At 59.6% G+C, this 22,299-nt stretch carries 21 protein-coding genes; 11 read left to right on the top strand and 10 right to left on the bottom strand.

Annotated elements, in window-relative coordinates; genetic code table 11:
- Window positions 1-16: 16 nt before the first annotated feature.
- Window positions 17-1,789: a multicopper oxidase family protein gene (locus tag NVB75_RS28805; RefSeq protein WP_258344433.1), complete on the bottom strand. Its 1,773-nt coding sequence runs from the start codon at window positions 1,787-1,789 to the stop codon at window positions 17-19.
- Between the two features lie 555 nt (window positions 1,790-2,344).
- Between NVB75_RS28805 and NVB75_RS28800 the strand changes: the two genes are divergently transcribed.
- The 3 genes from NVB75_RS28800 to tal all read left to right on the top strand — a co-directional run bounded on the left by NVB75_RS28800 (window position 2,345) and on the right by tal (window position 5,792).
- Window positions 2,345-3,409 carry a carotenoid 1,2-hydratase gene (locus NVB75_RS28800; RefSeq protein ID WP_258344432.1) on the top strand — a complete coding sequence of 355 codons (1,065 nt, stop codon included), beginning with the start codon at window positions 2,345-2,347 and terminating at the stop codon, window positions 3,407-3,409.
- 139 nt (window positions 3,410-3,548) lie between these two features.
- The gene (gene dusA / locus NVB75_RS28795) at window positions 3,549-4,550 is read left to right on the top strand and encodes a tRNA dihydrouridine(20/20a) synthase DusA (protein ID WP_258344430.1); all 1,002 of its coding nucleotides are present in this window, start codon (window positions 3,549-3,551) and stop codon (window positions 4,548-4,550) included.
- A 315-nt stretch (window positions 4,551-4,865) separates the two neighbouring features.
- A complete protein-coding gene (gene tal / locus NVB75_RS28790) occupies window positions 4,866-5,792 on the top strand; it encodes a transaldolase (RefSeq protein ID WP_258344428.1) in 927 nt (308 codons plus the stop codon).
- 198 nt (window positions 5,793-5,990) lie between these two features.
- Here tal and rssC read toward each other — a convergent pair whose 3' ends face one another.
- The 3 genes from rssC to NVB75_RS28775 all read right to left on the bottom strand — a co-directional run bounded on the left by rssC (window position 5,991) and on the right by NVB75_RS28775 (window position 8,690).
- A complete protein-coding gene (rssC, locus tag NVB75_RS28785; RefSeq protein WP_068587814.1) occupies window positions 5,991-6,473 on the bottom strand; it encodes an anti-sigma factor antagonist RssC in 483 nt (160 codons plus the stop codon).
- Complete coding sequence (gene rssB / locus NVB75_RS28780; protein ID WP_017477221.1) at window positions 6,473-7,654, bottom strand: two-component system response regulator RssB; 1,182 nt, start codon at window positions 7,652-7,654, stop codon at window positions 6,473-6,475. Before rssB ends, rssC begins: the two co-directional genes overlap by 1 nt.
- A gap of 346 nt (window positions 7,655-8,000) precedes the next feature.
- Complete coding sequence (locus NVB75_RS28775; RefSeq protein WP_258344425.1) at window positions 8,001-8,690, bottom strand: VacJ family lipoprotein; 690 nt, start codon at window positions 8,688-8,690, stop codon at window positions 8,001-8,003.
- Window positions 8,691-8,885: 195 nt separating this feature from the next.
- On the opposite strand from NVB75_RS28775, the gene NVB75_RS28770 reads away from it, so the two are divergent.
- Both NVB75_RS28770 and NVB75_RS28765 read left to right on the top strand, forming a co-directional pair.
- Window positions 8,886-9,497, top strand: a complete 612-nt coding sequence (locus tag NVB75_RS28770) for an HAD family phosphatase (protein WP_258344424.1) — start codon at window positions 8,886-8,888, stop codon at window positions 9,495-9,497.
- 110 nt (window positions 9,498-9,607) lie between these two features.
- Window positions 9,608-9,874: a DUF4404 family protein gene (locus NVB75_RS28765; protein ID WP_258344423.1), complete on the top strand. Its 267-nt coding sequence runs from the start codon at window positions 9,608-9,610 to the stop codon at window positions 9,872-9,874.
- A gap of 126 nt (window positions 9,875-10,000) precedes the next feature.
- Here the strand turns inward: NVB75_RS28765 and queF are convergent, their stop codons facing one another.
- The gene (queF, locus tag NVB75_RS28760; RefSeq protein ID WP_258344422.1) at window positions 10,001-10,831 is read right to left on the bottom strand and encodes an NADPH-dependent 7-cyano-7-deazaguanine reductase QueF; all 831 of its coding nucleotides are present in this window, start codon (window positions 10,829-10,831) and stop codon (window positions 10,001-10,003) included.
- A 57-nt stretch (window positions 10,832-10,888) separates the two neighbouring features.
- Window positions 10,889-11,413, bottom strand: coding sequence for a cupredoxin family protein (locus tag NVB75_RS28755; RefSeq protein ID WP_258344421.1), 525 nt, complete (start codon window positions 11,411-11,413; stop codon window positions 10,889-10,891).
- A 156-nt stretch (window positions 11,414-11,569) separates the two neighbouring features.
- Between NVB75_RS28755 and NVB75_RS28750 the strand changes: the two genes are divergently transcribed.
- Together NVB75_RS28750 and NVB75_RS28745 are read left to right on the top strand one after the other, a co-directional pair.
- A complete protein-coding gene (locus NVB75_RS28750; protein WP_076017250.1) occupies window positions 11,570-12,250 on the top strand; it encodes a heavy metal response regulator transcription factor in 681 nt (226 codons plus the stop codon).
- Window positions 12,250-13,602, top strand: coding sequence for a heavy metal sensor histidine kinase (locus NVB75_RS28745; protein WP_275709278.1), 1,353 nt, complete (start codon window positions 12,250-12,252; stop codon window positions 13,600-13,602). The genes NVB75_RS28750 and NVB75_RS28745 overlap by 1 nt, the downstream gene beginning before the upstream one ends.
- Before the next feature lie 118 nt (window positions 13,603-13,720).
- Here NVB75_RS28745 and NVB75_RS28740 read toward each other — a convergent pair whose 3' ends face one another.
- Genes NVB75_RS28740 through NVB75_RS28730 form a run of 3 tightly spaced genes read right to left on the bottom strand, consistent with a single transcriptional unit; the run spans window position 13,721 to window position 16,965 of the window.
- Entirely contained in the window at window positions 13,721-14,965 is a 1,245-nt protein-coding gene (locus NVB75_RS28740) for a lipoprotein-releasing ABC transporter permease subunit (RefSeq protein WP_258344419.1), read from the bottom strand.
- A gap of 58 nt (window positions 14,966-15,023) precedes the next feature.
- Entirely contained in the window at window positions 15,024-15,707 is a 684-nt protein-coding gene (lolD, locus tag NVB75_RS28735) for a lipoprotein-releasing ABC transporter ATP-binding protein LolD (RefSeq protein WP_258344418.1), read from the bottom strand.
- 7 nt (window positions 15,708-15,714) lie between these two features.
- Window positions 15,715-16,965, bottom strand: coding sequence for a lipoprotein-releasing ABC transporter permease subunit (locus NVB75_RS28730; RefSeq protein WP_017477212.1), 1,251 nt, complete (start codon window positions 16,963-16,965; stop codon window positions 15,715-15,717).
- A gap of 94 nt (window positions 16,966-17,059) precedes the next feature.
- Between NVB75_RS28730 and NVB75_RS28725 the strand changes: the two genes are divergently transcribed.
- Together NVB75_RS28725 and NVB75_RS28720 are read left to right on the top strand one after the other, a co-directional pair.
- The gene (locus tag NVB75_RS28725; RefSeq protein WP_258344417.1) at window positions 17,060-17,644 is read left to right on the top strand and encodes a PilZ domain-containing protein; all 585 of its coding nucleotides are present in this window, start codon (window positions 17,060-17,062) and stop codon (window positions 17,642-17,644) included.
- Window positions 17,645-17,710: 66 nt separating this feature from the next.
- Complete coding sequence (locus NVB75_RS28720; protein ID WP_003218946.1) at window positions 17,711-18,433, top strand: glycerophosphodiester phosphodiesterase family protein; 723 nt, start codon at window positions 17,711-17,713, stop codon at window positions 18,431-18,433.
- 42 nt (window positions 18,434-18,475) lie between these two features.
- Here NVB75_RS28720 and sthA read toward each other — a convergent pair whose 3' ends face one another.
- Entirely contained in the window at window positions 18,476-19,870 is a 1,395-nt protein-coding gene (sthA, locus tag NVB75_RS28715; protein WP_076017245.1) for a Si-specific NAD(P)(+) transhydrogenase, read from the bottom strand.
- A 235-nt stretch (window positions 19,871-20,105) separates the two neighbouring features.
- Here sthA and NVB75_RS28710 point away from each other — a divergent pair, with 235 nt between their 5' ends.
- Window positions 20,106-20,648, top strand: coding sequence for a chalcone isomerase family protein (locus NVB75_RS28710; protein ID WP_258344415.1), 543 nt, complete (start codon window positions 20,106-20,108; stop codon window positions 20,646-20,648).
- Window positions 20,649-20,934: 286 nt separating this feature from the next.
- The gene (locus tag NVB75_RS28705) at window positions 20,935-22,233 is read left to right on the top strand and encodes an MFS transporter (protein WP_201122311.1); all 1,299 of its coding nucleotides are present in this window, start codon (window positions 20,935-20,937) and stop codon (window positions 22,231-22,233) included.
- Window positions 22,234-22,299: the final 66 nt, after the last annotated feature.

The following is a 22,299-nucleotide window of genomic DNA, read 5'->3' as shown; positions in this document are numbered from 1 at the left end:
ACTACCTACTTTCCCATCAATGCTCCATATGATGGCCTTCACCCGCACTCGGGGCCGTAACGACTGACGAGGCAACCTGTGCCACCTTGCCAGAGGCCGGGTTGACCCGAATGATGCTCATCATCCCCAGATCCTCGTGCCCCAGCAGATGGCAGTGAAAGACAAAGTCTCCGACCACTTCGCCACGAAAATCCATCAGCAGGGACACACTCGGGTAGGCATCCTGCGCATTACCCGACCAGGCCGGTACTTCGATGGTGTCCAGATACTGCCCGACAATTCCGGGCGCCTGCGGCTCTTGGCCGAAGTTGTTCTGGCCTTGCACATAGAAATGAATCTGATGGATGTGGAACACATGGTTTTCGGTGCTGCGGTTCTCGACTGACCACTGCTCTACCGTTCCCTGGGTGGTGGTAATGCTCGGCGGCTGATCCGGATTAAACACATGTGGCACCTGTCCATCGACCGTCATGTAGAACTCGGATTGGTCGGCGTTTTCGGAGAAATACAGGTTGCGCTGCGCCACAACGGACGCCTGCGCCAGCCCGGCAAACCTGCGCCCCGCCGCTTCGGGTATCGGCCGAGCAGGCACACCGGCAAGTTTGGCGTCCGTTTTTGTCGCAGGGTTAAGCGTGATTAAAGGGCGGGTTGGATTGCAGTCACCATCGGCGCCAGTATTGATGTTGGCGGTCATGAGCCGTGCCTGTTGCACATTGGCCGCTGGCATATTTGCCACAAATTCCACACGCGAGGCCGGCGGCAAACGGAAGTGGTTGACCGGAACGCTTTGCCCCGAGCCACCGGTGCCGTCTTGAGAGTTGATCGGAACGCCGTCGATGGCAATCAGGTTGAGCGTCTGCGGAACATTGTCGTAGACGAGACTTAGATCAAGTATCGAATCCGCGGAGATATTGGCGATCCGCCAGAACTGCGCCTCACCCGGTGAGACTGGAAGTGTCGCCGGGATAAAAAATACGTTGTTCTTATCAGTGTAGGAATTGACTGGCACGTTGTTCACGGTGACGTCATGGAACGGCACGCCGACGCCGCAGTTACCCGGCCCCTCCGTCAGGTTGTTGAGCTGACGCTGATCACGCAGCACCAGGACCTGCTGCGGCAACCCCTCTACCCCCGGAAAAAACCGTTCGATACCGTCCACGATCAGCGCACCCGTCGCCCCACCCATCACCACCGGATCGGAGATTCCGTGCACGTGCGGGTGATACCAATACATCCCCGGTGGCTCATTCGTGGGGAAATCCAGTGTGTAGGTGAACGTTTCACCGGAATTGATGATGGTCTTGATCACCTCATCGCCACCGCACACCGGTGCGGTGTTGGTGCCGTGGTAGTGCAGGTTGACCGAGGTGCTATTCATGACCTTGGCGCCGCAGTTAGGCGGGTTAAGCGTCATCGGGTTTACGCCTGCGGGCGTATTGTTGGTGACCACCACCGTCAGCTTGTCACCGGGCAGTACGTGCAGGGTCGGGTTCTGCATGCCGTCAGGCGTCATGAAGCAGTAAAGCGTACGGCCCTTGGCATCCACGCTTTGTTGATAGGAAAAACTCACCGCCAGCGTGCCGTTCTGACTGTAAAGCGCGGGAGGCGTGACGACTTGAGCGCCTTGCTCAAAGCGCGGGCAGCCCCCGGGGATCGGCGCGATGGAGGCGCCCTTGGAGGCGGCGTGGGTAGTGGTTTGCGCCAGTGACATTCCCGGCGACAGCAAAGACGACAGGAGTACCACGCACACCGATGCAGCACAGGCCTTGATCGCTATAAGTCCATTCATTATTCACCTCATCATTGAGTACGCCCCAGTGCGCCTACTTCGCTTCATCCTGCGGCTTGAGCGACAGACTAGCTCAGCAACAGCCGGGACAAGGGGAGTTGAAGGACCGTTAAGTTATAACGGCAATAGCAAAACGACATCAGCCAGCACGACGATAGATGTTAAGCAAAGGTGATACTTCGGCGCTCGCCCGTACCGAAAAATCAAGGAAACGGGTTCCGCTTGACCCCATTACCAGGCAACGCGCCCGATGACATCAAATTGATATTGCAGCTTCAGGATTGTCAGCTAGCCTTCGACCAGGACGCATGACCCCCAAGCCCCGATACCCGGCCAAAATGACCTCTCTTTTCACGGAAGAATGATATGGCCAGCCCAGGTGTCACCTCGCGTGTGCAACACCTCCTCCTCGCCCTGACAATCCTCCCCGTGCCGAACCGAACTGCCCCGGCCGTCGCTGACAATAGATTTCTTTCACCTGCACAAGCGCACACCCGTGCAACGGTACAGGCGCGGTCGACACCCCTACCCTGGTTTTCATAGAGAGGCGACATCATGAAGTCATCGCAGCTTACGCATCCTCCTATTCCCGTTCCCTCGTCCGAGGTGGTCCTGCACCTTCCAAAAGACCAATATCTGCATGTCGGTGCACCCACCGAATGGTGGTGGCATACCGGCACACTCAAGGCGGGCGGGCGTACCTTTGGCTTTGAGATCAACGCCGCGGCGTTCTATCCACTGGGCTTCTTCCAGGTGATGCTGACGGATGTAGAGAACCAGAAACACTATCAACTGACTTCCATGATCCCGGAAATCAACGATTGGGCGGAAAGCGACCCGAGCAAGGACTGGTGGGTGAAACAGATAGGCCTCGATAACGTGTCGTATGTGACGATGAACGCGCCCCAGGCTGACCCGACGAAAAACATGCAGGTGGAGGCCGTCATGGTGGACACAGTCACCCAAACGGTAGTGAAGTTTTCGTTGAATATGTCACAGGAAGGGCAACCGCTGTTTGTATGGGGCCGGGGCGTGCTGGACTATCCCGAAAAACCGGGTGGCCTGCAGCAAAACAACTATTACTACTCGCTGACGCGGGTACACACGGAGGGGACACTGACCCTCGGCAACGACGTGTTTGCCGTAGAAGGCCTTACTTGGATGGACCACGAGTATGGCTACTTCGGAGATGCTGCCAACCCGGCCTTGTGGTTCCTGCAAACCATGCAGTTGGATAACGGCGTCCACATCTCGCATTACAAGACATTCACTACGAGCTCTCCTGCGCCTCAACTTGATGTACCGGTGCAGAGCAACGCTACGATCGAGTTTCCCGACGGAACCACCTACTACCAGACAGATTGCACGATGACTCCGACCGGAAAGACATGGACCGGCCCAACCGGCGTGGTGTTCTTCATGGAGTTCAAAGTAGAGATTCCATCGTTCGATGCGGTGCTCCATGTCGTCAGCCTGATGGACGCACAGGACTTCCCCTTCCCCACGGCTCCCGGTGATAAACCCACGGGGCGCGATACCTATGAAGGCGTGGCCAAGGCCGCCGGCACCTTCAAGGGCGAGCAGGTGCACGGCACGGCCTGGAGCGAACAACAGTCATAGGGAGACGGCCCCGATGTCTTTGTTCCAGACATCGGGGCCAGGCCTCGCCCACCCGCCAGTCAGGTCCATTTCCTGATAAACTCCACCGCATTCAAGCCAATGCCCAGCGCCGGCTGCGCCCACAGCGACAGACCTTTTAATGCCTTTGAACGACGCCCCCCTTCCCCGCTCCGAGCCTTCTCGGCGCTTTAGTGTTGCCCCCATGATGGATTGGACGGACAGACACTGCCGCTTCTTCCTGCGCCTCCTCTCCCAAAACGCCCTCCTCTACACCGAGATGGTCACCACCGGCGCAATCCTCCACGGCGACCACGAACGCTTCCTGCGCCATAACGAGGCGGAGCACCCACTCGCCCTGCAGTTAGGCGGTAGCGTCCCTGCCGACCTGGCCGCCTGCGCCCGCATGGCCCAGGACGCCGGTTACGACGAGGTGAACCTCAACGTCGGCTGCCCCAGCGACCGGGTGCAAAACAACATGATCGGCGCGATCCTGATGGCCCACCCTGCGTTAGTGGCGGATTGTGTGAAGGCAATGCAGGACGCGGTCTCGATCCCGGTGACGGTGAAGCACCGCATCGGCATCAACGGCCGGGACAGTTATGCCGAGCTGTGCGATTTCGTCGGCCAGGTGAAGGACGCGGGCTGCACCAGTTTCACCGTGCATGCGCGAATCGCCATTCTGGAAGGGCTATCACCCAAGGAAAATCGGGATATCCCGCCCTTGCGCTACGACGTGGCGGCGCAGTTGAAGCAGGATTTCCCTCAGCTGGAGATCATTCTCAACGGCGGCATCAAGACCCTCGAACAGTGCCAGGCACATCTACAGACGTTCGACGGTGTGATGCTGGGCCGCGAGGCTTATCACAATCCGTATCTGTTGGCCGAGGTGGATCAGCAGCTGTTTGGCAGCACTGCACCTGTGATCACCCGCGCCGAGGCGTTGGCGCAGTTGCGTCCTTATATAGCCGAACACCTGGCGACAGGCGGCTCGATGCATCACATCACCCGCCACGTGCTGGGGCTGGGGACGGGTTTTCCGGGGGCTCGGAAGTTTCGGCAGTTGTTGTCGGTGGATATTCATAAGGCCAGTGATCCGTTGGCATTGCTGGATAAGGCTGGGGAGTTGTTGGAGGGGCGGTGATTTGGGTGTCAGTGGGTTTATTGGGTGGCTGACACGACGCCTTCGCGAGCAAGCCCGCTCCCACATTTGGATGGGGGGATGTCAGGAAGATGGGGGTGGCTGCAGGGGCAAGGCAGCTCCCACCGTTTGATCGGGTGGTCATCGCGCAGTTGGGTTGAACCTGCCGGCTGTTTTGGCCTCCTATTCAGCATTGGCCGGTGATTCAAACGGCTGTTTTCAGGTTGTTGCCCTCGCAAACGATCGAATGCATTTGCGCCCTTGAGCGGCTGTCAGCGCTCGGGTAATGTCATCAGACCCACAGGACAGAGCACGCCCATGACTTCCAAGCTGGAACAACTCAAGCAATTCACCACTGTAGTAGCCGATACCGGCGATTTTTCTACCCTCGCCAAGCTCAAGCCGCAAGATGCCACTACTAACCCTTCCCTGCTGCTCAAGGCCGCGTCGATCCCAGGCTATGCCAAGCTGCTGGATGAGAGCGTTGCCGACTGCAACGGCGACGTAGGCCTGGCGAGCGACCGTTTTGCGGTAGCCGTCGGCCAGGAAATCCTGAAAGTGGTGCCGGGCCGTATTTCCACCGAGGTGGATGCCCGTCTGTCGTTCGACACTGACGCCGTACTCAAGCGCGCGCATCGTCTGATCGACCTGTACGACAAGGCCGGCGTTGGCCGCGACCGCGTGCTGATCAAGATCGCTTCCACCTGGGAAGGCATCCGCGCCGCCGAGCAGCTGGAAAAGGAAGGCATCCAGACCAACCTGACGCTGCTGTTCTCTTTCGCTCAGGCCGTGGCTTGCGCTGAAGCCGGCGTGTTCCTGATTTCGCCGTTCGTAGGCCGTATCTACGACTGGTACAAGAAGGCCAACGGCAACGACTACACCGGTTCCGAGGATCCGGGTGTGCAGTCGGTGACGCGCATCTACAACTACTACAAGGCCAATGGCTACAAGACTGTGGTAATGGGGGCGAGCTTCCGTAACCTGAGCCAGATCGAAGAGCTGGCCGGCTGCGACCGCCTGACCATCAGCCCGGACTTGCTGGAAAAACTGGCTGCCGACAATGGCAAGCTGGAGCGCAAGTTGGCGCCAGGCCATGCCGGTGAGGCGCGTGTGCACCTGACCGAAGCGCAGTTCCGTTGGGAATCCAACGAAGATGCGATGGCTACCGAGAAGCTGGCCGAGGGCATTCGTCAGTTTGCCCGCGACCAGGAAAAACTCGAAGCGCTGTTGGCCGCCAAGCTCTAAAAACGGCGACGACAAAAAGGGCGGCACCTGTGAGGGTGCCGCCCTTTTTTTGTATTAGCCGATTTCGAGCCGAACTCAGTTAAAAATGTGGGAGGGGCTTGCTCCCGAATACAGGGCGTCAGTCGCTACATTCACTGCTGACCCGCCGCTTTCGGGAGCAAGCCCCCTCCCACACTTTGACAGTGTTTCATCTGGAAATTAGTGCCGCTCCAGCGCATTCACCAGGTCGTGGAACGCCTCGCGGTTGGAGTCGTTCAAGCCCATCAGGATCTTGTGGGCTTCCAGCACCTTGATCCTTACCACTTCCTCGGACTGGTCCTGGGACGGCAGGTCGGTCAGGCATTCCGGGCACGGGATCGGGCGGTCAACGATGTTGAACACTTGATCAAAGCCCATGGACTGCAGCAGACGGGTGATGTCTTCGTGGGTGGTGACGACGGTCGGCAGCAGTCCGACCTTCTGCCGAGACAGAATGGACAACTTGGCCAACAGCCCAAGGGTGGTGCTATCGATGCTGCGGGTTTCGGTCAGATCGATCACGATCGCCGAGAAATTCAAGGCTGTGAAGATCCGCTCAATCGTCGCATCCAGCGCCGAACACAAGGTCAGGCGCACTTCACCGACAAACTTCAGGACAAACGTCCCGTCTTGCTCGGCGAATTGGATTCTTCCGGTACTCATCAAAGATTCCTGCTCAACACCAATAGGGCGATATCATCCGGCATCTCCCCTAGCGTGGCCAATCCAAAAACCTGCCGCAGGCCATCCAGGCTGCCGCCCGCCGACCTGACCCGTTGGGGTAAGGCGGCTTCTTTCTCTTTGAGTGTAGGCTCTGGCAAAAGGTCCAGGATACCGTCGGACATCAGCGTCAGGCTGAACGTCGGCGGCAATTCCAGGATGTGGTCTTCGTAGGTGGCTTCATTGAACAAGCCAACCGGCAAACCACGCCCTTCCAGGTAGCGCACACTGTCTGGAGTGTATAAAACCGGCAATGGCAGGTGTCCGCCAATGCTGTAGGTCAAAAGACCTGTTTCTTCATCAATCACGCCGCCGACCATCGTCACGTGCTTGCCCAGCTTACAGCTGATCAGGCCCCGGTTGATGTGGCCCAGCACTTGCGAAGGGGTGAACTCCGGCAAGGTGCCATTGCGCTTGGATTCGAACAACAGCCGTGTGGTCATGAACTTCAACAACACGGTCACGAATGCCGAGGAGGCGCCGTGGCCGGAAACGTCGGCCAGGTAGAACGCGACACGCCGCTCATCAACGCGGAAGTAGTCGACGAAATCACCCGACAGGTACAGCGACGGGATGATCTGGTGGGCAAACTTGAACTCGTCGATGCTCCACGGGCTCACCGGCAGCATGTTCATCTGTACCTGGCGACCGGCGTTCTGGTCTTCCTGGAGCAGGTTCAGACTGGCTTCGAGTTCGCGGTTAGCGGTTTCGAGCTTTTCACGGTAACGCTGGTTTTCCAGCAGCAACCGTGCACGATCCAGGGCACGGCGTACCGAGTGCTCCAGTACGGCCAAATCTTCCAGGGGCTTGATCAGGTAGTCGGCGGCACCCAGGCGCAAGGCCTCGACGGCATCATTCATCACACCGGCACCAGACACGACAATCACCGGCGTCTGCGGGGAAAGGTCAGTCACCTGGCGGATCAGCTCGAGGCCGCCCACTTGCGGCATGCGCAGGTCGCAGATCACAAGGTCGGGCTTGTCGCGCTCGAATACCTGGAGACCCTGGAGGCCGTTGCTGGCCTGCAGGACGCTGAAGCCACTGTCTTCCAAATAGGCCGCGAGACTCGCGCGCACTACTTCGTCGTCATCGATTATCAGCAGCGTGGCACTGGTTTTCTGCATGTGGGCAAACGGCGCCAGAATTAGGTTGGCGTAGGCCGCTCGACAATGGCCGGGCGTACTACTGGATTCGCTTTCTAGCCTCTCTGTCCTACAAAGTGCAGGGATATTGCCCATGCACAAAGGTAAAGCAGAGGTGCCCTTCTAAGGCGCAGACGGTACTCCCATCCGCCAGGGGTTTCAAGCTCACGGCGATGGTCGCCGGGCGTCTTTACATCGCAAATCACCGGTAGTTATAAGAACACATAAAACCGCGACTTAAAGTAAGCACGTAACCCACGGATAAACCTTGAATGCCGCCCACAAAAAAGGCGACCCGAGGGCCGCCTTCTTCATTTAAGCCAGAAGCTTAAAAATCGTCTACAACCTTGCCATCCTTGACCTTGAACTCACGGTTCTGCAGGTAAGCATTGCGGATGAAGGTGTATTTGTCGCCGCTGATCAGCTTCTCGGAGGACAGCAGGCTGGCACGCGTGTCGACGATATTCAGGCCGAAGGTGCTGTTGCGCCAGCCGATATCGTTCATGTAGCGGTATGGCTGGGTGTAGCTGTCCACATATTTGGACGGCGCGTCACGCAGGGTGCTTGGGCCCAGCAGTGGCAGCATCACGTAAGGACCGCTGTCGACGCCCCAGTGGCCGAGAGTCTGGCCGAAGTCTTCATCGTTGCGTTGCAGCCCCATTTTGGTGCCGACATCAATGAAACCCAGCACGCCGAACGTGGTGTTCATCAGCAGGCGGGCCGTGTCGACACCAGCCGCGTGCGGCTTGAGTTGCAGCACGTCGTTGGCAAAGTTGCCGACGTCGCCGATGTTGCGGAAGAAGTTGTGCACGCCGTCCTGCACGAACTGCGGGGTCACGAACTGATAGCCTTGAGCCAAAGGCTTGAGGGCATAGGTGTCAACGGTGTCGTTGAAGGTGAAGATCGGGCGGTTGATGCTTTCCCATGGATCGTCTTCCGAGGCCGCCTGGGCCACGAAAGGCACCAGCAAAATACTGGCACATACGGATAGCTGAGCTAGACATTGGCTCCAGCGCATAGCTTGAACTCCTTGAATGGTCTGTCATGGGCGCTATGCCCTGAATGAGGCCGTCAGTATATGACGGAAGTGTCAGATTAGGCAGCCTTGCAGAAATCTCATTCAACAAATGCACAAAATTCCTACAATTGCTGGGGGTGTAACTTCCTTGTCATCCGCGTTCGATAGCGTCACTGCTATTTCAGGGACGTCGAAATGCCACACGCCGAAATTGTTACTGCCAGCGCCCCGTCCTTGACGGCCGTACTGTTCGGGCTGAGTGGCTGCCTGGTGGATTTTGGTTCCCAGGTCCGTGCCGACTCCGCGCCTTCAAGCGATGCCCATGCCACTGTCGGCGCCCTGAAGATCCTGCGCAGCCTCGAAGAACAGCGCGTCCCTTGCGCATGGCTGGACGAGCTACCCCTTTCGGTTTCCACACCTCTGGCTGCCGGGCTGCCTCGCTGGATCAAGGGCACCAAGCCCTCCTCCACCCGCTGGCCCGCGCCCCACGCCTGCTGGCAGGCACTGATGGAGCTAAATATCGAGCGCCTGGAAGGCTGCGTCCTGGTCAGTGGCGAACCGCGCCTGCTGCAATCGGGGCTCAACGCCGGCCTGTGGACCATCGGCCTGGCGTCCTGCGGCTCGCTGTGCGGGCTTTCCCCGGAGCAATGGCAAGCACTTACCGAGAAGGAACGCGAGCATAAGCGCGCCAAAGCCACCGTCGCGCTCTATGGCCTGGGCGTGCATTCGGTAGTCGACCACCTTGGTGAACTGCACACCTGCCTGGCCGACATCAGTCTGCGCCAGCTCAAGGGCGAGAAGCCCTGATCGAGATCATGCACAGTAGGCGCCAGTGGATTAATCTACAGGTCAGCCCATAGACCTTTCCCGGCGTGCCGCGGTCTATGCCAGTGCCTATCGATAAAAGGAAGAACGCCATGCCTGCCCGCGAACAACTGCAAGAACAGGTCAAAATTTTGCGCGAGCAATTGGATCAGAATCCAGAAATGCCCCTCGAACAGCGCGAAGAGCTGCGAGATTTGATTGCTGAACTGGAAGTTCAGGAGACACTGGAAGGTGCCATTCAGGATCCAAGCATCGCCGACGGTGTAAACCTGGCCGTAGAACGCTTCGAACTGGAGCACCCGGGCATTGCCGGGACCTTGCGCAATATTGTGGTGACGTTGGGTAACATCGGGATTTAATAGCCCGACACCTATCAAATGTGGGAGCGGGCTTGCTCGCGAATGCGGTCCGTCAGCTGATACATAAGCTGGCTGATACACCGCTTTCGCGAGCAAGCCCGCTCCCACATTTGTTTTGTGTGAAGGCTACTGACGAGCCAGGCGCAGGTTCTGGAACTGCTGCTCTTCAGTACTGCGATACGGGTTGATATCCAGCCCGCCGCGACGCACATACCGCGCATACACCGTCAGTTTCTCCGGCTTGAGCAAGCGCTGCAGATCGAGAAAGATCCGCTCCACGCACTGTTCATGGAAGTCCGAGTGCTGGCGGAAGCTCACCAGGTATTCCAGCAGGCTGGCATGATCCAGCGCCGCGCCGCGGTACTCCACCGCCACACTGCCCCAGTCAGGCTGACTGGTCACCGGGCAGTTGGACTTGAGCAGATGGCTGTGGACGCTCTCCTCCACCACGCGCGAATCGTCGCAGCGCAGCAGCTCAGGGCGCGGGTGCTCATAGTTGCTGACGGTAATGTCCAGGTCATCAATGCACATACCCGGCAACGCGACCACGCCTTCGGCTTCAACCTCGCCCAGGCTGCGGATACGCACGCCAACCGCCTTGCCGGCTGCGGCACTCAGGTCGGTACGCAAGGTGGCCTCAAGGCTTTGCACATCGACAAACGCGGTCTGGTTCAGCGAATTGAGGTACAGCTTGAACGACTTCGACTCGATGATGTTCGGCGAGTCGGCCGGGATACTGAATTCACCGATGGCCACCACGGGCTTGCCGGAGGGCAGCAGCCAGGACAGTTCGAAGCAGTTCCAGAAATCCACGCCTTTATACGGCAGGGTCTCGGCGCTCAGGCCCAGCTCGGCCCACTTGGCGGTGCGAGGGATCGGGAACAGCAACGACGGGGTGTAGGTGGAGATGTATTCACTGGACTTGCCCAGCGGCGAATGTTCGGCTGCGGGATGCATGGCGGAAACCTGGCTAAATAAACGCGACTATTCTACCCGCCTTTGCACCCCAGTTGCTTACTGGCTGACCGTCAGCTTGCCGACCATGCCCGCCTGATAGTGGCCGGGGATGTTGCAGGCAAACTCCAGGCCGGTGGCGTGGGTGAAGGTCCAGGTCAGTTCGGCAGTCTTGCCGGGCTCTACCAGCACGCTGTTGGGGTCGTCGTGTTTCATGCCGCCCATGTCGCCGTGGCCCATCGCACTGTGGTCCATTTTGCCCATGCCGGTGGCCGTCAGCATGCCGCTGGCCTGCATCTTGAGCATTTCTTGCTGATGCGCGGCGTGCATCGCTGCGTCGCCAAGATTGAACTCGTGGAGCAACTGGCCTTTGTTGACCAGCACAAAGCGCACGGTCTCACCGGCTTTTACATCAATAGCCTTGGGCGAAAAGGAAATGTCCTGCAGTACCACTTCTACGGTGCGCGTGGCCTTGGCAGCCGGTGCAGCCTCACCGAAAGCGAAGGTTTCAGCCGGGGAAGCCAGCACCGGAAGACTCAGCGCCATCAGGCAGCCAGCCAACAGCCAGGATTTACGCAAAAACATGATCACACTCCAAAGGTTCGGAATCAGTCTGTGGGACACTTTACGAACGCGCCGCTGCCAGCCAGCTGACGGCCAGATTACAACTTTGTCAGCTTGAGCCTGCCGCCGGACCTGCGCTGTATAAAGTCTGTGTTCCCGTAAAACCATGAGCCGCCCATGAAACTGCTGATCGTCGAAGACCAACCGAAAACCGGCCACTACCTGCGCCAGGGCCTGGCCGAGGCCGGGTTCAACACCGAACTGGTGGCCGACGGCACCACCGGCCAGCACCTGGCGCTGACCGGTGACTACGACCTGTTGATCCTCGATGTGATGCTGCCGGGTCGCGATGGCTGGCAGATCCTCCAGGCCGTACGCAACGCTGGGCTCGACATGCCGGTACTGTTCCTTACCGCGCGAGATGCCGTGGAAGACCGGGTCCATGGCCTGGAACTGGGCGCCGACGATTACCTGGTCAAGCCCTTCGCCTTCTCCGAACTGCTGGCCCGGGTGCGCAGCCTGTTGCGCCGTGGCAGCAGCCCGCCTCAGGAAACCAGCCTGCAACTGGCCGACCTGCGCATGGACCTGATCCGCCGCCGGGTAGAACGCGACGGCCAACGCATCGACCTCACGGCCAAGGAGTTTTCCCTGCTGGAACTGCTGCTGCGCCGCCAGGGCGAAGTACTGCCCAAGTCGCTGATTGCCTCTCAGGTGTGGGACATGAACTTCGACAGCGACACTAACATCATCGAGGTCGCGATCCGCCGCCTGCGCCTGAAGGTCGACGATAACTTTCCCAACAAGTTGATCCATACCGTGCGCGGCATGGGCTACGTGCTTGAGGAGCGGTTCAGTTGATGAAACGGATTTCCCTGGCCAGCCGCCTGGCACTGCTGTTTGCTGGCTGTACCGCCGTGGTTTCATTGCTGGCTGGCGTGCTGTTCAACCATGCCAGCGAGGCGCACTTTATCGAGTTGGACCAGCAACTGCTCGACGGCAAGCTGATAGCGCTGCGCAGCACATTGCAAGGTGCCGACACGCCCGAACGATTTGCCTTACGAGAAACAACGCTGCGAGAGGAACTCAATCGCCAGCCCGACCTGGCCCTGCGCATCACCGCCGGCGATCAGCGCTGGTTCGACGGCGCTCCCGGCATCACCCTGCCCCAGGCGCCTGGCCTGCACAGCGTGCAGAACGCCGGCACCGATTACCGCGTGTACAACGTGCCGCTGGTGCCTGGCAACGCGGACTCTCCACAACTGACGCTGATGCTCGACATCACCCACCATCAACACTTCCTGCAACGCATGCAGCACCTGATCTGGTTGACCGTCGGCCTTTCCGCCCTGGCCACTGCCCTGCTCGGCGCCTGGGCCGCCCGTAGCGGGTTGCGGCCACTGCGGCGCATGAGCGAAGTGGCTGGCAGCGTGTCTGCTCACTCCCTGACCCAGCGCTTGCCGCAGGAACAAATGCCCGTCGAACTGGCGGAACTGGCCCAGTCCTTCAACGCGATGCTCGGGCGCCTGGACGATGCCTTCCAGCGACTCTCGGCATTTTCTGCCGACATCGCCCATGAACTGCGCACGCCACTGTCGAATTTGCTGACACAGACTCAGGTCATCCTCACGCAGCCCCGGGCGCTGGAGGACTACCGCGAGGCCCTGCACAGCAACCTCGAGGAACTGCAGTGGATGGCCCAGTTGGTCAACGACATGTTGTACCTGGCCAAGGCGGACCATGGACTGCTGGCGCCCAAGCGCGAAACCCTGGTGCTGGCGAACGAAGTGGATGCATTGCTGGAATTTTTCGCGCCGCTGGCGGAGGACGTCCAGGTGCGGTTGATTCGGGAAGGTGGCGCCAACACTTCAGGTGACCGCAGCATGTTGCGCCGGGCGATTTCCAATCTGCTGGACAACGCGTTGCGGTTCACCCCGCCGGGAGGCGAAGTCAGTGTGCGGATTGTCGAGGGTTTGCACGGCGTAACGTTGAGTGTGGAAAACACCGGGGAAGGCATTCCAGAGGCGTTGTTGCCAAGGTTGTTTGACCGGTTTTACCGGGCAGATCCGGCGCGTCATGAAGGGAGCAGCGAGCATGCGGGGCTGGGGCTGGCGATTACCCAATCGATTGTGCGAGCCCATGGAGGGCGGATTTTCTGTGAGTCGGGGGCGGGGTGGACGCGGTTTGTGATGGAGTTGCCGCGGGGGTATTGATTCAAGCTGTACCGGCCCTTTCGCGAGCAAGCCCGCTCCCACATTTTGACCGAGTGCATTCAGGAAGAACGCGATCTAAATGTGGGAGCGGGCTTGCTCGCGAAGGCGGTCTTAAGAATTACGAATACCTGAGGGCATGCGCCGGCTCAATCTTCGCCGCCCGATACGCCGGATAAATCGTCGCCAAAAAGCTCAACACAAACCCTGCCGAGCAAATCAGCAACACATCTCCGCCCTGCAATTCCGAAGGCAGGTTGCTGACAAAATACACGTCCGAACTGAAGATGTGCTGCCCGGTGACCCGCTCCAGCCACCCCACCAGTTCACTGACGTTCAGCGCGGCAATCACGCCCAGGATGCCGCCGATCAAGGTACCGACGATCCCGATTACCGTGCCCTGCACCATGAAGATCGCCATGATCTGCCGTGGCGTGGCGCCGATGGTGCGCAGGATCGCAATGTCGGCGCCCTTGTCGTTCACCACCATGATCAAGGTCGCGATGATGTTGAACGCGGCCACCGCGACGATCATCAGCAACAGCAGGCCGATCATGGTTTTTTCCATCTTCATTGCGCTGAACAGGCTGCCTTGGGTGTGGGTCCAGTCGTCGGCCTTGTAGTCGGCGCCGAGGCTGGCGGCGATATCCGCCGAGACCTTGGGCGCGGCATACAAGTCTTTCACCGCCAGGCGCACGCTTTGCACCTGGTTCGGCTCCCAATGCTGAATCTCGGCGGCGTCGGCCATGTGGATCAAGGCCATGGAGCCATCCAGCTCAGCGCCTACCTTGAACACACCGACCACGTTCAACCGCTGCATGCGCGGGGTGATGCCACCGGGCGCACTGCTGATTTCCGGCACGATCAGGGTCAGCTTGTCGCCGACGTTCAGGCGGAAACGCCGGGCGGTGATCTCACCGATGACCACACCGAACTCGCCCGGTTTAAGGTCTTCAAGATGACCCTGGACGATATGCTGGGCCACAATCGACACCTTGCCTTCCTGGGCTGGATCAACACCACTGATCTCGATCGGCTGCATCGCGCCTTTGTAGGAAAGCATGCCGTCCATCTGCGTGAACGGTACCGCAGCCGTGACTTCAGGATTCTTCATCGCGGCATCCGCCACCGGCTTCCAGTCGCTGATCGGCTTCACGCCAACGATGGTCGCGTGGGGCACCATGCCGAGGATGCGTGAACTCATTTCCCGCTGGAAACCGTTCATTACCGACAACACAACGATCATCGCCAGCACGCCCAGGGCGAGGCCGATCATCGAGGTCATCGAGATAAACGAAACAAAACGGTTGCGGCGCTTGGCGCGGGTATAGCGCGTGCCGATGAAAATCGATAACGGTCTGAACATTCGCGGGCACCGTTGAAAAAATAGAAAACCCGGCGCCGGGCGCCGGGCTTGAAACAGGTCAGATGGCGACCAGATGACCTTCCTGCAGGTGCAGCACACGGTCCATCTGGCGGGCCATGCTCATGTCATGGGTCACCACCAGGAACGCGGTGCGCATCTGGGTGCTCAGCTCCAACATCAAGTCCTTGATGCCCTGGGCGGTGTGGGAGTCGAGGTTGCCGGTGGGCTCGTCGAGCATCACCAGGCCCGGGTTGTTGACCAGGGCACGGGCAATCGCCACACGCTGGCGCTCGCCGCCGGACAACTCAGCCGGTTTGTGCTCCAGGCGATGGCCCAGGCCGACCCGCTCCAGCAACGCCTTGGCACGCTGGCGCGCCTCGGGAATCGCGGTCTTGCCGATCAACAGCGGCATGCAGACGTTTTCCAGGGCGGTGAACTCAGGCAGCAAGTGGTGGAACTGGTACACAAAACCCAGCGAACGGTTGCGCAGCTGGCCACGGGCCCTCTCGCCCAGGGCCGACAGTTCTTCGCCGGCCAGCCAGACGCTGCCCTGGGACGGCGTATCAAGGCCGCCCAACAGGTTCAGCAAGGTACTTTTACCGGAACCGGAACTGCCGACGATCGCCACGCGCTCGCCCGGGTGCAGTTCCAGTTGCAGGTTGGACAGCACCACCACGGATTCCGGGCCTTCCTCGTAGGATTTGCCCAGGTTGCGGCAGCTCAGGATTGCTTTTTCAATCATGCCCGATTCACTCATAACGTAAAGCCTGCGCCGGCTGGGTACGTGCCGCGCGCCAGGCTGGATACAGGGTGGCAAGGAAACTCAGGACCAACGCAGCGGCGCCGACCATCAACACGTCCTGGCTCTGCACCTGGGACGGCAAGTAGTCGATGAAGTAAACGTCGGAGTTCAAAAATTTGTGGCCGATCAACACTTCCAGCCCGGCGATGGCGGCACTCACGTTCAGCGCGGCGAGAATCCCCACCACAGTGCCGATCAAGGTGCCGACTACGCCGATCACCGTGCCCTGGACCATGAAGATCGCCATGATCTGCCCCGGCGTGGCGCCAAGGGTGCGCAGGATGGCGATATCGCCCTTCTTGTCATTCACCACCATCACCAGCGTGGAAATGATGTTGAAGGCGGCGACGGCGACGATCAGCAGCAACAGCAGGCCGATCATGGCTTTTTCCATGCGGATGGCCTGGTACAGGTTGCCGTGGGTGCGGGTCCAGTCGCGGGCGTAGTACTGGTTTTCACCCAGGTGCTGGGCGATTTCCCACGAGGTGCGCGGCGCGTCGAACAGGTCGTTGAACTTGAGGCGCAGGCCCTGTACTTGATCCGGCTTCCAGCGATGCAGGCGGGCCAGGTCGGTCAGGTTGGTGAGGCCCAGGTAGCCGTCGATCTCACCGGCGCCGACATGGAAGATGCCGACCACGGTAAAGCGCTTCATACGCGGGAACATGCCGGCCGGGGTCACGGTGACTTCCGGCGCGACGAAGGTCAGCTTGTCGCCGATGCCCACGCCGAGCTTGGCCGCGGCTTTGTCGCCGATAGCAATGCCAAAGCTGCCGGGCGACAAGTCGTCCAGTTTGCCCTGTTGCATGAAGTTATCGATGATCGAGACGTTGCGTTCCTGCGCCGGGTCGATGGCATTGAGCAGGACTTTCTGCACCTTGCCGTCGTTGGTCAACAGGCCCTGCATCTGGGTGAAGGGCGCAACCGCCAGCACTTTGGGGTTCTGCTTGACCTTGGCGGCCAGGCTTTGCCAGTCGCTGATGGGCTCACCCGACTCGATGGTCGCGTGGGGCACCATGCCCAGCACGCGGGTGCGCATCTCATGATCGAAGCCGTTCATCACCGACAGCACCACGATCATCACGACAACGCCAAGGGCGAGCCCGATCATCGAGGTCAAGGAAATGAACGACACAAAATGATTGCGACGTTTTGCACGGGTATAACGCGTGCCAATAAATACGAAGAGAGGTCTGAACATGTCGGGGCTTGTTCGGAGGAAAAGAAGACGTCCTTGTGGCGGGGTCAGGTAAGCAGCTTTACACTCAGACCATCACCGCTGCTTTGGGTTCGCCATGTCGACATTAGATGAAGAAGATCGCCGCGAATACTACCGTATCGAGGACATGATCGCACTGGAAATTACCCCGCTGTCGGGCCCGGAAGCGCTGAGCAAGGAAGTGTTGCTGGATGATTCGCCGCTGTTCAATCTACTCAGCGAGTTGCACCTGAGTGAATTCGAATCCCAGCACCTGCTGCGCCAGATCGGCGAACGGGACCGAACCCTGGCCGCCTTCCTCAAAGTGCAGAACAAACGCATGGATTTGCTCAGCCAGATCATGGCGCAAAGCCTGCTGGGCGAGATCGGTACGCCGCAACCCGTGGTCATCTCCGAAGGCGGCATCGAGTTCCTGAACCACACGGCGATCCAGCCCGACAGCCACCTGGCGGTCAAGCTAGTGCTGATGCCACAAGCCCTCGGCCTGTTGCTGAGGGCCAAGGTGACCCATTGCGACGCCAAGACCGGCGGCTTTGAAATCGGCACGGAATTCGAAGCCATGACCGATGCCCAACGCCAGTTGCTGGCGCGCTATATCCTGCAGAAACAGGCCCAGGAACGGCGTCTGGCGCGGGAAAAAAGCGACGAATCCGACACCTGAATACGAACACTGAATGGCGCGTCGCGTCATCCATCCAGCCAGCAATCCTGGCGTAAAGGAGCAACTGTGACCCTGATTTATGGCCACCGCGGTGCCAAAGGCGAAGCACCGGAAAACACCCTGACCAGCTTCCAGGAATGCCTCAAGCACGGCGTGCGCCGCTGCGAACTGGATTTGCACCTGTCCATGGACGGCGAGCTGATGGTCATTCACGACCCGACGCTCAAGCGCACCACCGACCGGCGCGGCAAGGTCGTCGAGTATTCGGCCGCCGACCTGGTGAAGATGGACGCGCGCAAAGGCGGCCCGGGCTGGGTCAACCCCTGCCCGATCCCACGCCTGGAAGAGCTGTTCGAACAGTGCGACTTCGATCACTGGCAACTGGAAGTCAAAAGCGCATCGCGCACCCGCGCGGCAACCACCGTGCTGGCGATCCGGGAAATGGCTCAGCGTTTCGGGCTGATGGACAAGGTCACCGTGACCTCAAGCTCGCGGGAAGTGCTGAAAGCAGCGCTGGACCTCACTCCGGACCTGTCCCGCGGACTGGTAGCCGAATACGCCTGGCTCGACCCGTTGAAGGTCGCGGCCAACTATGGCTGTGAGATTCTGGCGTTGAACTGGACGTTGTGCACCCCTGAACGTCTGGAAAAAGCCCAGCGCCAGGGTTTGCACGTGTCCGTGTGGACGGTCAACGAACCCGCGCTGATGCGCAGGCTCGCCGACTTCGGCGTAGATAGCCTGATTACAGACTTTCCCGGTTTGGCCACTGCCACCCTCGGGAATTACTGAAATCGGTCTCCCCGGCCGGCTCAGGCCACCGGCCGGAGCCGCTCAAAAAAGCCGGTTGAGGCCGTCGTAGGCCGCTACCCGATAGGCTTCAGCCATGGTCGGGTAGTTGAACGTGGTGTTGACGAAATACTTGAGGGTATTTTGCTCACCCGGCTGGTTCATGATCGCCTGGCCGATGTGCACGATCTCCGACGCTTGATAGCCGAAGCAATGCACGCCGAGCACTTCCAGCGTCTCGCGGTGGAACAGAATCTTCAGCATGCCCTGGGGCTCACCGGCGATCTGCGCACGCGCCATGCTCTTGAAGAAGGCCTTGCCGACTTCATAAGGCACCTTGGCCTTGGTCAGTTCGTGCTCGTTCTTGCCGATGGAGCTGATCTCGGGAATCGTGTAGATCCCGGTCGGCACGTCGTTGACGTAGCGCCAGCTGCCGTTGTCGACGATGCTGCCAGCGGCGGAGCGGCCCTGATCGTGGGCGGCACTGGCCAGGCTTGGCCAGCCGATCACGTCACCGGCACCGTAGATGTTGGTCACGCAGGTGCGGTAGTTCTCGTCCACCTCGATCTGGCCACGGCTGTTGACCTTCACACCGATATTTTCCATGCCCAGCTTGTCGGTGTTGCCGGTACGGCCGTTGCACCACAGCAAGGCGTCGGCCTTGATCTTCTTGCCGGATTTCAGGTGCAGGATCACACCGTTGTCCAGGCCTTCGACCCGCTCGTACTCTTCGTTGTGGCGCACAGTGATGTTGTTGTTGCTGAAGTGGTAACTCAACGCCTGGGAAATTTCCGAGTCGAGGAAGCTCAGCAACTGGTCGCGGTTATCCACCAGCTCGACCAATACACCCAGGCCGCTGAAGATCGAGGCGTATTCACAGCCGATCACGCCGGCGCCGTAGATGATCAGTTTGCGCGGGGTGTGGCCCAGGCTGAGGATGGTGTCGCTATCGTAGATACGCGGGTGGTGGAAATCGATATCCGCCGGGCGATACGGACGCGAGCCGGTGGCAATGATGATGTGCTTGGCTACCAGCTTCTCGACCACGCCGTTGGCGCAGACCACTTCGACGGTTTGCTCGTCGGCGAAGCTGCCGGTGCCGAAGAACAGGTCGACGCGGTTACGGGCATAGAAGCCGGTACGCGATGCAACCTGCTTGGAAATCACTTTTTCAGCGCTCTTGAGCACGTCCGGGAACGAGAACCAGCGCGGCTCACCAATGGCCCGGAACATCGGGTTGGTGTTGAACTGCATGATCTGGCGCACCGAGTGACGCAAGGCCTTGGACGGGATGGTACCCAGGTGGGTGCAGTTACCGCCGACCTGGCGACGGCTATCGACCATCGCCACCTTGCGCCCTGCTTTGGCGGCGTTCATCGCCGCACCTTCTCCAGCTGGGCCGGAACCCAGTACCACTACGTCGTAGTTGTAGACAGCCATGCGTACTCCTCAGAACAGGCCAGGGCGCACGGTTGGGCGCCTGGCTAAATCATGCCGCGGCCAGCGGTCATGAAGGATCAATGTGGCTCAAGTGTGTGAGCCGGGGCACAGTCTATAGAAGGCTCAACGCCGCGCACATTAACCCTTGGTCGCGTCGTAGGCCAGTTTTGCCTTTACTACACAGCGTTCGTTATTGAATTAACCTGTAGGCACGCACCTTTCAGGACGGGCCATTATGCGACATGTGATTGTTTGTTTATTGCTGATGTTTTCGGTCCCCGTGCTGGCGAATGAAGCTGAGCGCCTCAAACAAGCTGATTTTCCGGCGCAATCTCATCAACTGGTGCTGAAAAACCAGGCCGTCCTGACCTATCTGTGGGCAGATGTGTATGCAGCAGCACTCTTCGCCCAAGCTGACCTGAGCGCCAAACAGGCCCTGGACCGGCAAAAAGACCTGCGCCTGGAGCTGTATTACTTTCGCGATATCGATCGCAACGATGTCATCAAGGCCGCCACCGCCACCCTGCAACGCCAGCAAACACCCGCCGCTCTCGCCCGCCTGAAACCTGAACTGGAGCAATTGCACAAAAGCTTTCGCGACATCCGCAGCGGCGACCGTTATGCGCTGGACTTCCAGCCTCAGCGCGGCCTGAACCTGGAAATCAACGGCAGCGTGGTATTCAGCAGTCGCAATGACGAATTGGCCAAGGCTTACCTGGGAATCTGGCTGGCACCAAAAGGCTTGTCCGACAGCCTGCGAAACACCCTCCTCAACTGATCGCAAAAACCCTGTGGGAACGGGCCTGCTCGCGAATGCGGTGTATCAGTGGCTCATCAGCTGACTGACACACCGTTTTCGCGAGCAAGCCCGCTCCCAGATTGGATTTTCATCACCCGGAGGCCTGCGGCAATTTGCCAGCTTGCTATCGGTTTTTTGTTGCCTGTGGTGGCTTATACACATATCGTTACAAAACTGTTCAGCGCCAGCCTCGTGCCAGAGCTTCAACAGCAAGGACGGTTGCGACCAGGGATTACTAACAAGATAGCCAAAATGAGTGCATGACATGTCCACTACAACGGGCAAGGGCAAGGCGATCTTTCGCGTTGTCAGCGGTAACTTCCTTGAGATGTTCGACTTCATGGTCTACGGCTTTTACGCCACGGCCATTGCCAAGACATTTTTCCCCACCGACAGCGCTTTCGCGTCCCTGATGCTGTCCCTGGCGACCTTTGGTGCCGGTTTCCTGATGCGTCCGCTGGGCGCGATTTTCCTCGGCGCCTACATTGACCGTCACGGCCGTAAAAAGGGCCTGGTCATCACCCTGGCGCTGATGGCCGCCGGCACCATCCTGATTGCCTGCGTTCCCGGGTACGCCACCCTGGGCGTCGCGGCGCCGTTGCTGGTGCTGTTCGGCCGCTTGTTGCAAGGTTTCTCCGCCGGTGTCGAACTGGGCGGCGTATCGGTGTACCTGGCGGAAATCGCCACTCCAGGCCGCAAAGGCTTCTTCGTCAGCTGGCAGTCCGCCAGCCAGCAAGCCGCCGTGGTATTCGCCGGTCTGTTGGGTGTGGGCCTGAACCACTGGCTCAGCCCGGAAGAAATGGGTGACTGGGGCTGGCGCGTGCCGTTCCTGATCGGCTGCCTGATCGTGCCGGTGATCTTCGTGATTCGTCGCTCCCTGGAAGAAACCCCGGAATTCCAGGCACGTAAACACCGCCCTACCCTGCAGGAAATCGTCCGTTCGATCGGCCAGAACTTCGGCATCGTGATCGCCGGCATGGCGCTGGTGGTGATGACCACCGTGTCGTTCTACCTGATCACCGCCTACACCCCGACCTTCGGCAAGGCCGAATTGCACCTGTCGGACTTCGACGCGTTGCTGGTAACCGTGTGCGTCGGCATCTCCAACTTCATCTGGCTGCCGGTGATGGGTGCGGTGTCCGACAAGATCGGGCGTAAACCCCTGCTGCTGGGGGCGACGATTCTGGCGATCCTCACCGCGTATCCGGCGCTGTCCTGGTTGGTGGCCAATCCAAGCTTCAGCCATCTGTTGATCGTGCTGCTCTGGCTGTCGTTCCTGTATGGCTCGTACAACGGCGCGATGGTTGTAGCACTGACCGAAATCATGCCGGTAGAAGTGCGCACCACCGGTTTCTCCCTGGCCTACAGCCTGGCGACGGCGACCTTTGGCGGCTTTACTCCGGCGGCCTGCACCTACCTGATCCACGTGCTGGACAACAAGGCGGCACCGGGCATCTGGCTGAGCGGCGCGGCAGTGCTGGGCTTGATCGCCACGCTGATCCTGTTCAAGGGCAATCGGCATGAACTGCGTACCGCGCAGGCTTCGATAGTCGGCGGCGCTTGATAGGTCGCTTTCGCGAGCAAGCCCGCTCCCACATTTACCCGCGTATCACCTGAAGAGATGCGGTCG

The organism is Pseudomonas sp. CBS (assembly GCF_024734645.1).
Taxonomy (GTDB): domain Bacteria; phylum Pseudomonadota; class Gammaproteobacteria; order Pseudomonadales; family Pseudomonadaceae; genus Aquipseudomonas.
Note: the sequence above shows the minus strand (reverse complement) of the source record. Positions and strands in the feature narration are given on the sequence as shown.